This window comes from uncultured Pseudacidovorax sp. (genome assembly GCF_913773995.1).
GTDB lineage: Bacteria > Pseudomonadota > Gammaproteobacteria > Burkholderiales > Burkholderiaceae_C > Xenophilus.
Window position 1 is genome coordinate 44629 of the sequence record NZ_CAJYES010000250.1, and the last position, 13205, is coordinate 57833.

The 13205-nt window shown below is 66.4% G+C and carries 12 protein-coding genes; 5 read left to right on the forward strand and 7 right to left on the reverse strand.

Going from position 1 to position 13205, the window contains the following annotated elements:
- Positions 1-201: 201 nt before the first annotated feature.
- From QZ772_RS24445 to QZ772_RS24460, 4 genes are all read right to left on the reverse strand, one after another.
- Entirely contained in the window at positions 202-1509 is a 1308-nt protein-coding gene (locus QZ772_RS24445) for a replication-associated recombination protein A (protein WP_295532315.1), read from the reverse strand.
- Between the two features lie 29 nt (positions 1510-1538).
- On the reverse strand, positions 1539-2171 hold the full coding sequence (lolA, locus tag QZ772_RS24450) for an outer membrane lipoprotein chaperone LolA (protein WP_295532317.1): 633 nt from the start codon (positions 2169-2171) through the stop codon (positions 1539-1541).
- Positions 2172-2181: 10 nt separating this feature from the next.
- On the reverse strand, positions 2182-4572 hold the full coding sequence (locus QZ772_RS24455; protein WP_295532319.1) for a DNA translocase FtsK: 2391 nt from the start codon (positions 4570-4572) through the stop codon (positions 2182-2184).
- Between the two features lie 128 nt (positions 4573-4700).
- The gene (locus tag QZ772_RS24460) at positions 4701-5375 is read right to left on the reverse strand and encodes a Crp/Fnr family transcriptional regulator (protein ID WP_295532321.1); all 675 of its coding nucleotides are present in this window, start codon (positions 5373-5375) and stop codon (positions 4701-4703) included.
- A gap of 166 nt (positions 5376-5541) precedes the next feature.
- On the opposite strand from QZ772_RS24460, the gene trxB reads away from it, so the two are divergent.
- The 3 genes from trxB (at position 5542) to rpmG (ending at position 7230) form a co-directional block, all read left to right on the forward strand.
- Positions 5542-6504 carry a thioredoxin-disulfide reductase gene (trxB, locus tag QZ772_RS24465; protein WP_295532323.1) on the forward strand — a complete coding sequence of 321 codons (963 nt, stop codon included), beginning with the start codon at positions 5542-5544 and terminating at the stop codon, positions 6502-6504.
- 301 nt (positions 6505-6805) lie between these two features.
- Positions 6806-7039, forward strand: a complete 234-nt coding sequence (gene rpmB / locus QZ772_RS24470; RefSeq protein ID WP_043118471.1) for a 50S ribosomal protein L28 — start codon at positions 6806-6808, stop codon at positions 7037-7039.
- Positions 7040-7056: 17 nt separating this feature from the next.
- Complete coding sequence (gene rpmG / locus QZ772_RS24475) at positions 7057-7230, forward strand: 50S ribosomal protein L33 (RefSeq protein WP_017757249.1); 174 nt, start codon at positions 7057-7059, stop codon at positions 7228-7230.
- A gap of 215 nt (positions 7231-7445) precedes the next feature.
- Here rpmG and QZ772_RS24480 read toward each other — a convergent pair whose 3' ends face one another.
- From QZ772_RS24480 to purN, 3 genes are all read right to left on the reverse strand, one after another.
- Positions 7446-8660 carry a fatty acid desaturase gene (locus QZ772_RS24480; protein ID WP_295532325.1) on the reverse strand — a complete coding sequence of 405 codons (1215 nt, stop codon included), beginning with the start codon at positions 8658-8660 and terminating at the stop codon, positions 7446-7448.
- Positions 8661-8790: 130 nt separating this feature from the next.
- Positions 8791-10065, reverse strand: coding sequence for an RsmB/NOP family class I SAM-dependent RNA methyltransferase (locus QZ772_RS24485; RefSeq protein WP_295532327.1), 1275 nt, complete (start codon positions 10063-10065; stop codon positions 8791-8793).
- A 36-nt stretch (positions 10066-10101) separates the two neighbouring features.
- Positions 10102-10683, reverse strand: coding sequence for a phosphoribosylglycinamide formyltransferase (purN, locus tag QZ772_RS24490; protein WP_295532357.1), 582 nt, complete (start codon positions 10681-10683; stop codon positions 10102-10104).
- Positions 10684-10887: 204 nt separating this feature from the next.
- Between purN and QZ772_RS24495 the strand changes: the two genes are divergently transcribed.
- Both QZ772_RS24495 and QZ772_RS24500 read left to right on the forward strand, forming a co-directional pair.
- Entirely contained in the window at positions 10888-12069 is a 1182-nt protein-coding gene (locus tag QZ772_RS24495) for an acyl-CoA dehydrogenase family protein (RefSeq protein ID WP_295532329.1), read from the forward strand.
- A gap of 12 nt (positions 12070-12081) precedes the next feature.
- Positions 12082-13197 carry an acyl-CoA dehydrogenase family protein gene (locus tag QZ772_RS24500; RefSeq protein ID WP_295532331.1) on the forward strand — a complete coding sequence of 372 codons (1116 nt, stop codon included), beginning with the start codon at positions 12082-12084 and terminating at the stop codon, positions 13195-13197.
- The last annotated feature ends 8 nt before the right edge of the window (positions 13198-13205 follow it).

Sequence of the window (13205 nt, forward strand, 5' to 3'; positions counted from 1 at the left end):
TCCCGGTGAGGACGCCTTCTGCCAAGCCGGAGCACCGGTTTGGCGCCGTGGTTCAGGTAGCAAAAAACCCGCCAGCATGGGTGGGAGGCGGGTCGAAGTGGGCGGGATTGTAGACACGGCTCCGCGCCAATCTGGTGCGGGCGGCGTGGGGGTTTCCCGCAAGCCTGGAGCGGCTGAAAGGGTCGCGCGGTCAGTCCGGTGTCAGTCCTCGCGGGCCTGTTCGTCCAGCTCCCGCAGGCGGGCGAGCTTGTCGGCGATCTTGGATTCGAGACCGCGCGGCACGGGCTGGTACCAGCGCGGCTCGGCCATGCCTTCGGGCAAGTAGGTTTCGCCGGCCGCATAGGCCTCCGGCTCGTCGTGCGCGTAGCGATAGGCCTTGCCGTGGCCGAGCGACTTCATCAGCTTGGTGGGCGCGTTGCGCAGATGGATCGGCACCTCGCGCGACTTGTCCTGCCGCACGAATGCCCGCGCCTGGTTGTAGGCGTTGTAGCCCGCATTGCTCTTGGGCGCGATCGCCAGGTAGATCACGGCCTGCGCCAAGGCCAGATCGCCTTCCGGCGAGCCGAGTCGCTCGAAGGTGGTGGCGGCGTCGTTGGCCACCTGCATGGCACGCGGGTCGGCCAGGCCGATGTCCTCCCAGGCCATGCGGACGATCCGGCGCGAGAGATAGCGGGCGTCCGCACCGCCATCGAGCATGCGCGTGAGCCAGTAGAGGGCGGCATCGGGATGCGAGCCGCGCACGGATTTGTGCAGGGCCGAGATCTGGTCGTAGAAGTTGTCGCCGCCCTTGTCGAAGCGGCGCGCGTTGAGCGTGAGCGCACTCTGCAGGAAGTCGGGCGTCACTTCCTGCACAGTCGCTGCGCGGGCCGCCGTGTCGGTCTGCTCCAGCAGGTTGAGCATGCGTCGCGCATCACCGTCCGCATTGCCGACGAGGGTGTCGACCGCCGCGTCGCTCAGCGCCAGATGGGTCAGCACCTTCTCCTGCGCACGGCGGACCAGTTGGCGCAGCTCATCCTCGCTCAGCGATTGCAGCGTGTAGACCTGCGCCCGCGATAGCAGCGCGGAGTTGACCTCGAAAGACGGGTTCTCCGTGGTTGCGCCAACAAAGGTGACCAGGCCTGATTCGACGAAGGGCAGCAGGCCGTCCTGCTGGCTCTTGTTGAAGCGGTGGATCTCGTCGACGAACAGGATGGTCTTGCGACCCAACGCCAGGTGCTGCTCGGCCCGCTCCATGGCGGCGCGAATGTCCTTGACGCCTGAGAACACAGCCGACAGCGCAATGAACTCGTAGCCGAAGGCCTTGGCTGTGAGCCGCGCCAACGTGGTCTTGCCGACGCCCGGCGGACCCCACAGGATCATGGAATGCGGCTTGCCCGATTCGAAGGCCAGCCGCAGCGGGCGGCCTGGGCCGATCAGGTGGCTCTGGCCGATGACCTCATCGAGGCTGGCGGGGCGCAATGCCTCGGCAAGGGGCGCGGCAGGCGAAGGGGAATCAAACAGATCGGCCATGCGCCGATTGTCCCGCCGTCACTGCGGCGTCACTGCCGGACGACGTCGGCACCCGCGGGCGGCTTGAACTGGAAGCTGCCCGCAGACAGCGCAGGATTGACCTGCACGTTGGAGAAGCGAAGCACCGAGCGCTGGCCGAAGGCATCAAGGATGTCGAGGGCCGCCAGCGCATCGCCCTGAAAGCCGATCTCCACGCTCTGCAGTTGCGCGTCGCGGGACTTGGGCGTGGCCTTGACCCATTGCAGGCCGTCACGGGCCGGCGCATCGGCCAGGGTGAAGTCCGACTCCAGTGCGCGCAGGTCGGCGGCCGATGCGATCAGCGCCGCCGGCGTGGAGCCCAGCGCCTGGGCCTGCAGGCGCTGTGTCACCTGGTTGAGGTCGGCGTCGTAGAGCCAAAGCGTCTTGCCGTCGGCCACGATGGTCTGCGCAAAAGGCTTGCGGTACTCGAAGCGGAACTGGCCGGGGCGCTGGAATTCGAAGGTGCCGGTGGACGTCTTCGCGCGCATGGGCTGACCGTCCTTGGGAGGCGCGCTGACCGTCTGTGTAAAGTCGGCCTTGCCGGAACGCGCGGTCTTCAGAAAGGCGCCCAGGCTGTCGAGCCCACCCGCCCAGGCGCTGCACACCGCCGCCGCCAGCACGCATCCCACCATCAACTTCCGCATTCCGGTCCTTTCATTCGCTGCGCGCCGGCACGAGGATCTCGCGTTGCCCGGCGCCGCTCATCGCGCTCACCAAGCCGGCGTTTTCCATGTCCTCGACCAGCCGCGCCGCGCGGTTGTAGCCAATCTTGAGGTGGCGCTGCACCAGCGAAATGCTGGCCTTGCGGTGCTTGAGGACGACTTCGACCGCCTGGTCGTACATCGGATCCTTTTCGCCACCGGCGTCGCCGCCCTCACCCATCGGACCGTCCTCGCCATCCACAGTTCCGCCTTCGAGCACGCCTTCGATGTAGTCGGGCTCGCCCTGGCTCTTGAGGTAGGCCACCACGCGGTGCACCTCGTCGTCGCTGACGAAGGCCCCGTGCACACGGATGGGCAGACCCGTGCCGCTCGGCATGTAGAGCATGTCGCCCATGCCCAGCAGCGCCTCGGCGCCCATCTGGTCAAGGATGGTTCGACTGTCGATCTTGCTGCTGACCTGGAAGGCGATGCGTGTAGGAATGTTGGCCTTGATGAGGCCGGTGATCACGTCGACGCTGGGCCGCTGCGTCGCCAGGATCAGGTGGATGCCGGCGGCGCGCGCCTTCTGCGCAAGGCGAGCGATCAGCTCTTCGATCTTCTTGCCGACCACCATCATCAGGTCGGCCAGTTCGTCGATCACGACCACGATGTGCGGCTCGCGGCGCAGCGGCTCGGGATCGTCCGGCGTCAGGCTGAACGGGTTGTAGATGAACTCCTCGCGCGACTTGGCCTCGTCGATCTTGGCGTTGTAGCCCGCCAGGTTGCGCACGCCCAGCTTGGACATGAGCTTGTAGCGTCGCTCCATCTCGGCCACGCACCAGTTGAGGCCGTGAGCCGCCTGCTTCATGTCGGTGACCACCGGCGCCAGCAGGTGCGGGATGCCTTCGTAGACCGACATCTCCAGCATCTTGGGGTCGATCATGAGCACGCGCACGTCGCTCGCTTCGGCCTTGTAGAGCAGCGACAGGATCATCGCGTTGATGCCCACCGACTTGCCCGAGCCCGTGGTACCGGCCACCAGCACATGCGGCATCTTGGCCAGGTCGGCCACCACCGGATTGCCGATGATGTCCTTGCCCAGGCCGATGGTCAGCATGGACTTGGCCTCGTGATAGACCTGCGAGCCCAGGATTTCCGAGAGCCGGATCGACTGCCGCTTGGCGTTGGGCAGTTCCAGCGCCATGTAGTTCTTGCCCGGAATCGTCTCGATCACGCGGATGGACACCAGCGACAGCGAACGCGCCAGGTCCTTGGCCAGGTTGACGATCTGCGAGCCCTTCACGCCGGTAGCCGGCTCGATCTCGTAGCGCGTGATGACCGGGCCCGGCGAGGCCAGCACCACGCGCACCTCGACGCCGAAGTCCTTGAGCTTCTTCTCGATCAGCCGCGAGGTCATCTCCAGGGTTTCGGGCGACACCGTCTCCTGGCGCCCGGCGGCCGCATCGAGCAGGTCCACCTGGGGCAGCTTGCTGTCGGGCAGTTCCTTGAAGAGAGGCTTCTGGCGCTCCTTGACCACGCGCTCGCTCTTGGGCACATCGGCCACGGCCGGCTCGATCTGAACGGCTGCGGCCTTTTCCCGGCGGCGGGGCGCGGGCGGCGGCACGTCGTCGAACGCGGGCTCGAGCTCGTCGGTGGGAATGGGCGCGTCCCGGTCATGGGTCGCCACCTCTTCCCGCTCGCGGCGTGCCTTCCGCCCCATCGCCAAGTCCTGCGCCAATTCGCGCTTTTCGCGGCCACGCTCGAACAGGGAATAGATGCGCGCACCGATGACTTCGGCAACCTGCGCCCAGGAGAAGCGGAACACCAGGGCCGAACCGACCACGCCCGCAGCAATGGCGATCAACGCGGAGCCTGTGAAACCCAACCAGCGCACACCGGCCGGCCCGACCAGATACCCCAGCACGCCACCGCCGTGGCCCGGCAGCCGGAACTCCAGTCGATAGAGCCGCGACCATTCCAGCATGGCGCTGGCTGCCAGCAGCAGCACAAGCCCCAGCCAGAACAACAGCCGGCTGCGGTTCAGGCGGGGCGGTTCGGCCTCGCCCTGCGGCCGTCCGCCGCGCAGCCACTGGGCCAATGACGACAGCCAGACGCGCACGGAGGCCGCGAATGCCCACCAGATCGAATATCCCGCCAGGTAGTAGCTGGCGTCCGCCAGCCAGGCGCCCAGCGCACCGCCCCAGTTCTTGACGGCGCCGCCCGTGCCGGACGTGGACCAGGCAGCGTCGGAGGGCGTGTAGCTGAGCATGGCCAGCAGCCAGAACAGCATGAGGGCAAAGCCCACGACGAGCGAGATTTCGTGCGCAAAACGCAAGGCGCGCTGGCGCACGGGCGGCACCTCCGGTGCCCCCGTGTTATGAAGTGTGTGCAAGGAATAGGTCATGGACGCAGACGCGCACGGCGATGCCGCGCGCAATGCGCAAGCCTAAACCATCTTGAGGCCGACCCGTCGCAGTCAGGCTGCTGTTCAGGCTCGGTGGAGCCGGGCCTGCCGGCCCGCAAGCAGTGCGCTCAGCCCAGCGTGGACAGCCGGTCCTTGACCAGCATCGAGCCATCGGGTTGCGTCTGCACGAAGCCGCGCTCCTCCAGGTCCTTCATGACACGGCTGACCATCTCGCGGGACGCGCCCACCATCTTGGCCAAGTCCTGGCGCGATATGCGCTCCCGGACCACGAAGTTGCCGGCACCGTCCTCGATGACGAAATCCATCAGCGCGCGCGCCACGCGACCGTAGACATCCATCAGGGCAAGCGACTCGATCTTGCGATCCGCATGGCGCAGGCGGCGGACCAGGCCGCGCATGATGTTGTAAGACATCGAGGAACTGTCCGGCAGGCAGCGGGCGAATGCGTCGCGGCCCAGGACGAGCACATCCGTCTGCACGTCTGTACGCACCGTGGCCGAATGGGGTTCGTCGTCGATCAGACTCATCTCGCCGATGTAGTCGCCCGATTGCAGCGTCGCCAGAATCACCTCCCGGCCGCGGCTGTCCGCACTGAGTACCCGGGCCCGGCCGGCCAGGATGATGTACAGGGCATTGGTTTTCTTGCCCTGCTCCACGATGAGTTCGCCACGCTTGAAGCGCCGCTTCACGATCGCATCGGCGATGTTCGCCGCCTGCGCAGGCGTGAGCGCGGCAAACAGCGGCACCCGCCGGAGCAATTCCAGGTTCGACAGCATCGACATTTATTTCCTCCCTGCGCTGCACCATTCGAGGGGCACAGCATCAATAAATACAATCACGCACATAAGAAGAGCGCTCCGCATGCATTGAACCTGAACAGGATACTGACGTCCCACCGGTGACCCAATGTACACGCGGTCCCTCGTTCACCATTCAGGCTCGCAGTTTATGACCACTCCCCTGCATACCCAGGTACTCATTCTGGGCTCCGGCCCCGCTGGCTACACCGCCGCCATCTACGCAGCCCGCGCCAACCTCAAGCCGCTTCTGGTGACGGGCCTCGCCCAGGGCGGGCAGCTGATGACCACGACGGAAGTCGACAACTGGCCCGCGGACGTGCACGGCGTTCAAGGCCCGGAGCTGATGCAGCGCTTTCTTGAACACGCCGAGCGCTTCAACACGCAGATCGTGTTCGACCACATCAACAAGGTCGACCTGAGCAAGCGTCCGTTCACGCTGACGGGCGACAGCGGCACCTACACCTGCGATGCACTCATCATCGCGACCGGCGCCTCGGCCAAGTACCTGGGCCTGTCGTCGGAGGAGAAGTTCATGGGCCGCGGCGTCTCGGCCTGCGCCACCTGCGACGGCTTTTTCTACCGCGAGCAGGATGTGTGCGTGATCGGTGGCGGCAACACGGCCGTCGAAGAGGCCCTGTACCTGTCCAACATTGCCCGGCAGGTGACGCTGGTCCACCGCCGCGACAAGTTCCGCGCGGAACCCATCCTCATCGACAAGGTTCACGAGAAGGTCAAGGAAGGCAAGATCGTGCTCGAACTGCACAGTGAACTGGACGAGGTGCTGGGCGACGACAGCGGCGTGACCGGCATCCGGCTGCGCAACGTGCAGTCCGGCGACAAGAAGCAGCTCGACCTCAAGGGCTGCTTCATCGCCATCGGCCACCATCCCAATACCGATCTGTTCCAGGGCCAGCTGGAGCTCAAGGACAACTACATCGTCACCCGCTCAGGCCTGAATGGCTTTGCCACCATGACCAGCGTGCCGGGTGTCTTCGCCGCGGGCGACGTCCAGGATCACGTGTACAGGCAAGCCATTACCAGCGCCGGCACCGGCTGCATGGCCGCGCTGGACGCGCAGCGCTTTCTGGAACAGCAGGAAAGCACCACCTGACCGGCCGCCCGCGCTGGCGGGGCCACTGAGGCCGCCGGAGGGTCAGAAGGCCTTCTTCTTCGGCCACTCCGGCGCGCCTCGGAATTCACCTGCGAACGGGCGCCAACCCAGGCATGGACAAAACGCCGCCGCTCTTCGTATAATGGCGGGCTTTGCCGCTTGGGCGCTTATGGCGTGCGGGCGACATCCGGGCAACCGCCACCCGTTTTTTCTGGCGAGGTCAAGCCGATCCACCCCACGGACTGCGCCCTACGTGCAGTCCGCCGCGTCTGGTGACGGCTGTTCATGAAAGAGTGTCCTCATGGCACGCGTATGTGAAGTCACGGGCAAGGGCCCGATGGTCGGGAACAACGTTTCCCACGCCAACAACAAAACCAAGCGCCGGTTCATGCCGAACCTGCAATACCGTCGTTTCTGGGTCGAGAGCGAAAACCGTTGGGTGCGTCTGCGCGTCTCCAGCGCCGCCCTGCGCCTGATCGACAAGAACGGCATCGACGCCGTGCTCGCAGACATGCGCGCACGCGGCCAAGCCTGAGCTGAAAGGAGCACACCATGGCAACGAGCAAAGGCGGACGCGAAAAGATCAAGCTGGAGTCCACCGCGGGCACCGGCCACTTCTACACCACCAGCAAGAACAAGAAGACGACGCCTGAAAAGATGTTGATCATGAAGTTCGACCCCAAGGCGCGCAAGCACGTCGAATACAAGGAAGTGAAGCTGAAGTAATTCGGCCCACGCCTTCTTCAAGAAACCCGCTGTGATCCAGCGGGTTTTTTGTTGCCTGCATCGCGGCGGCGCGCGGTGGGCAGCAGCAGAATGTGGCCCCGGCCTTGCGCCTCAGCCCAGTGGCCAAGCCTCCGTCAAGACAACAAAAAACCGGCACAAAGCCGGTTTTTTGGAATGCCCGACGCAAGTGCGTCAAGCAAAGCGCGGGGTTCAGGTCACACGTGCGCCGCGCGCAGACGGATCGAGAAATCCTGCAGCGCCTTGATGCCGCTCGCCTCGGCGCGATGGCACCAGGCGGCCAGGTCAGCAGCCAGCTGTTCGCGCGACTGGGAAGTGTTCATCCACATCTGGCGCAACTCCTCGCGCATGGTGACCATCTTGTCCAACACCGGGTGGGCGGCGCGGGCTTCGGCAAGCTTGGGCCGGGCAGCGGCCGGCACCTTGTCGTCGTCGCGGTGCAGCCAGCGGCGGGCAGCCTTGAGCACCGACAGGTCAGCACCACGGGACTGAAGTTGCGACAGCTCCTGCTTGCAGGTGCGGCGCATCTCGCGGGCGTAGCCGGCCATCACTTCGTAGCGGTTGGCGATGACGGCCTCGAGCGTCTTCTCGTCGGCCACCGGGCGAACCTCGCCCATGCGCAGCTTCGGCGGCACCTTCTTGACCTTTGCCCAGCCCAGCTTCTGCATCAGCATGATGTAGCCCCAGGCGATGTCGAACTCGTACTTCTTGACCGAGAACTTGGCGGCGGTGGGATAGGTGTGGTGGTTGTTGTGCAGCTCTTCGCCGCCGATCACGATGCCCCAGGGCACCAGGTTGGTGCTGGCGTCCTGCGCCTCGAAGTTGCGATAGCCCCAATAGTGGCCCAGGCCATTGACGACGCCAGCGGCCCAGAAAGGAATCCACAGCATCTGGATGGCCCAGATGGTGGCGCCGATGCCGCCGAACAGCGCCAGATTGAGGATCAGCATCAGGCCCACGCCCTGCCAACCGAAGCGGCTGTACAGATTGCGCTCGATCCAGTCGTCAGGGGTGCCGTGGCCGAACTTGGTGATGGTCTCGCTGTTCTTCGCCTCGGCGCGATACAGCTCGGCACCGCGCCACATGACGGTGTCGATGCCACGGGTCTGCGGGCTGTGCGGATCTTCCTCGGTCTCGCACTTGGCGTGGTGCTTGCGGTGGATGGCGACCCATTCCTTGGTCACCATGCCCGTGCCGATCCACAGCCAGAAGCGGAAGAAGTGGGAAGGAATGGCCCCCAGGTCCATCGAGCGGTGAGCCTGCGTGCGGTGCAGGAAGATGGTCACCGCGAGGATGGTGATGTGCGTCGTGGCGAGCGTATACAGCACGATCTGCCACCAGGACAGATCCCACAGGCCATGGGCAAGCCAGTCGAGGGCCGAGCTCAGAACGGCGGAATCAGGAATCATCAAGTTGGGTACTCCACACGGGCAGGACAGGTCGCCCTGTCAGAACAGTCCGACAATTTTAGTGTGCCGGGCTTGAAATCCACCCCGTTTTTCGTGTAACGGCGGTGAATCCCTGGGTTTTGGACGCCGCGCCCTAGCGTCGGTTCCACGCGGCGGCGAAAAAGCCGTCGGTGGCGTGGCGATGAGGCCACAGCCGAAGGTAGCGGGTGCCGCCTTCTCCGCCAGCGCACAGCGCGGCAGCACCCTCCACCTTTTGGGCAGCCAGCAGGTCGGCGGCCTCCAAAGGCAGGAAATCGGGGTTGGCGGCGCCGAAGGCCTCGGCGATCGCCTCGTTCTCCTCCGGCAGGATGCTGCAAGTGGCGTAGACGAGGCGCCCGCCCGGCTTCACCAGCCGCGCGGCGCTGGCGAGGATGGCGGTCTGCTTGGCCACCAACTCCTGCACCGCCTCGGGCGACTGACGCCACTTGAGGTCGGGATTGCGGCGCAGCGTGCCCAGGCCCGAGCAGGGCGCATCGACCAAGACGCGGTCGATCTTGCCGGCCAGGCGCTTGATGCGGTCGTCCCGCTCATGGGCGATGGCGGCCGGATGCACGTTCGACAGGCCGCTGCGTGCCAGCCGCGGCTTGAGCGCGTCCAGTCGGTGGGCGGAAGTGTCGAAGGCATAGAGCCGGCCCGTGCTCCGCATGGCCGCACCCAGCGCCAGGGTCTTGCCACCGGCGCCGGCGCAGAAATCGACCACCATCTCGCCTCGCCGCGCCTCGACCAAGAGCGTCAGCAGTTGGGAACCCTCGTCCTGCACCTCGATGGCGCCGCGCTCGAAGGCGGGCAGGCGATTGACGGCCGGCTTGCCATCGATGCGCAGGCCCCACGGTGAAAACGGTGTCGCCTTGGCCGCGATGCCGGCGGCCTTGAGTTCGCGCTGCACCTCCTCGCGCTTGGCGCTCAGGGTGTTGACCCGAAGATCCAGCGGCGCCGGTTGCTGCAACGCATCGGCCAGGACCATGAAATCGGTGTCGCCCAGTTGGGCGCGTAGCGGCTGGACCAGCCAGTCAGGCAGGTTGTGGCGGTGCTGCGCCATCAGCTCGGAAGGCGTGACAGCATCGCAGGTGTCCAGCCAGCGCTTTTCGGCATCGCTGAGTACGGTCTTGAGGAAGTCGCGCGAGCCATGGAAGCCGAGGATGGCCAGGCGCCGCTCGCGCGCGCCGCTGCCGGAACGCGCCAGATGCTCGAACAGCAGCTTCTTGCGCAGGATGGTGTAGACGGTCTCGGCGAGCGTCGCACGCTCTCGGGGGCCGAGCGAGCGGTGCTCACGGAAGTAGCGCGAGACGATGGCGTCGGCCGGATGGTCGAATCGGAGCACGCGGCCGGTGAGTTCGGCGCAGGCGTCCAACAAGGCTTGGGGATGCATAGGGCGGCGATTGTCGCTGCCCACCACGACGGCGAGTCAGCGCGCTGCGAGCCAGCCCTCGATGGCCTGGGGATAGAGCCGGTGCTCCTGACTCAGCACACGGGCCGCCAGCAGTTCGGGGGTGTCGCCGGCCAGCACCGGCACGACGGCCTGGGCCAGAACGGGGCCATGGTCGAGCTCGGCCGTGACCAGATGCACCGTGGCACCGGCGACCCGGCAGCCGGCCTCGATGGCGCGGCGATGGGTGTGCAGCCCCGGAAAGGCCGGCAGCAGCGAAGGATGGATGTTGACCAGCCTTCCCTCGTAGCGCGCCACGAACCCGGGCGTGAGGATGCGCATGAAGCCGGCCAATACCACCAGCACCGGCTGCCAACGGTCGACGGTGTCGGCGAGCGCGGCGTCGAAGGCCTCACGGCTGTCGAAACCGCGGTGGTCGACGACGGCGGTCTCCAGGCCCAGTTCGCGCCCGAGCGCCAGCCCCCCCGCCTCGGGCTTGTTGCTGACGACGGCTGCCACGCGCACGCCGAAGCGCTCGGCCCAGCGCCGCGCCTGCGCGGCGCGAGCGATGGCCGCCATGTTGGAGCCGCCGCCGGAGACGAGGATGACGATGTTGCCGATCACCGGCGGCCTTTCGCGCCGGCACCGGCGGCTGGCCGGCGTCGATGGCGGGACGCTGCGGCGGAGACTGGCACCCGGTTGAAAACCCCGGCGCCGTGGAGAAGGGAACTCTGCATACTGGCGCGGGATTATCCGTGTGTCGCACGGCGGACTCGGCCTTGCGAACGAGCGTGCTAAAAATCCCGCTTCTCTGGAGACAACCCCATGGATCTGGCATTCACCCCTGAAGAACAGGCGTTCCGCGAAGAGGTCCGCGCCTGGGTGGCGGACAACCTGCCCCAAGACATCGCCCACAAGGTCAACGAAGGCCTGGAGCTTTCCAAGGAAGACCACCAGCGCTGGGCAAGGATCCTTGGCAAGAAGGGCTGGCTGGGATACGGCTGGCCCAAGCAGTTCGGCGGCCCCGGCTGGACGGCCGTGCAGAAGCACCTGTTCGAGGAAGAGACCGCACGCGCCGGTGCGCCGCGCGTGATCCCCTTCGGCCCGGTGATGGTGGCCCCGGTCATCATGGCCTTCGGCTCGCGCGAGCAGCAGGAACGCTTCCTGCCCGGCATCGCCAGCGGCGAAGTCTGGTGGAGCCAGGGCTACAGCGAACCCGGCTCAGGCTCCGATTTGGCCTCGCTGCGCACCCGCGCCGAGCGCCGCGGCGACAAGTACATCATCAACGGCCAGAAGACCTGGACCACCCTGGGCCAGCATGGCGACTGGATGTTCAACCTTGTGCGCACCAGCACCGAGGGCAAGCCGCAGACCGGCATCAGCTTCATCGTGCTCGACATGAAGTCGCCCGGCGTGAGCGTGCGGCCGATCCGCTTGCTGGACGGCAGCTACGAGGTCAACGACGTGTTCTTCGACAACGTCGAAGTGCCGGCCGACCAGCTCATCGGCGAGGAGAACAAGGGTTGGACCTATGCCAAGCACCTGCTGAGCCACGAGCGCACCAACATCGCCGACGTCAACCGCGCCAAGCGCGAACTTGAGCGCGTCAAGCGCATCGCCAAGGCTGAAGGCGTGTACGACGACCTGCGCTTCCGCGACGAGATCGCCAAGCTGGAAGTGGACATCGTGGCGCTGGAGATGCTGGTGCTGCGCGTGCTCTCGGCCGAGAAGTCTGGCAAGAACTCGCTGGACATCGCCGGCTTGCTCAAGATCAAGGGCAGCGAGATCCAGCAGCGCTATTCCGAGCTGATGATGCTGGCGGGCGGCCCCTTCTCGCTGCCGCTGATCCGCGAAGCCATGGCGGCCGGCTGGCAGGGCGACTTCCCCGGCGGCCATGCCTCGCTGGCGCCGCTGGCCTCCACCTACTTCAACTACCGCAAGACCACGATCTACGGCGGCTCGAACGAAGTGCAACGCAACATCGTGGCCCAGACGGTGCTGGGCTGACAGGAGGCAGACATGGATTTCGATTTCACTGAAGACCAGCAGCAACTGCGCGACGCCGTCGGCCGCTGGGTCGAGAAGGCCTACGACTTCGACCGCCGCCGCGGCATCGAGAAGGACGGCGGCTTCTCCCGCGACGCCTGGAACGAGCTGTCCGAGCTCGGCCTGGGCGGCCTGTACATCCCCGAAGACGACGGCGGCCTGGGCATGGGCCCGGTCGAGGCCATGGTGGTGATGGAAGAGCTGGGCCGCGGCATCGTGCTGGAGCCGCTGGCACAGTCCTTCATCGCCGGTGCCGTGCTGGCCCGCCATGCCGATGAAGGCGTGCGCGGTGAATGGCTGCCGGGCATCGCCAGCGGCGAAAAGCTGGTCGTGCTGGCCTACCAGGAGCGGGGCGCGCGCTATCGCCTGGACCGCTGCGAAGCCAAGGCCACCAAGGCCGGCAATGGCTACGCCGTGAGCGGCACCAAGAGCCTGGTGCCGGCCGGCGACGAAGCGGCGGCCTACCTGGTGCCGGCGCAACTAGACGGGCGCATCGCCCTCTTCCTGGTGCCGCGCGCCGATGGCAGCGTCAAGGCCTCGGGCTATCCGACGCAGGACGGCAGCCGGGCCGCGGAAGTGGCGTTCACCCAGGCTGCCGCGCAGCTCTTGGCGGCCGATGGCCTGCCGGTGCTGGAAGAGGCGGTGGACATCGGCATCGCTGCCACCTGCGCCGAGGGCGTGGGCGTGATGGACAAGACGCTGGCGCTGACGGTGGAATACCTCAATACCCGCAAGCAGTTCGGCGTGACCATCGGCAGCTTCCAGGCCCTGCGCCACCGCGTGGCCGACATGAAGATGCAGTTGGAACTGGCCCGCTCGATGAGCTACTACGCCACGCTCAAGCTGGGCGCACCCGCGGCCGAGCGCCGCCAGGCCTTGGCCCGCGCCAAGTACCAACTGGGCGTGTCCATGCGCTTCGTGAGCCAGGCGTCGGTGCAACTGCACGGCGGCATCGGCGTGACCGACGAGTACATGGGCAGCCACTACTTCCGCAAGCTGACGCAGATGGAGATGGTGTTCGGCGACACGCTGCATCACCTGGGCGAGGTGGCGGCGCGCATGGAGGACAGCGCGGGGGTGTTCGCCTGAGCGCAGGT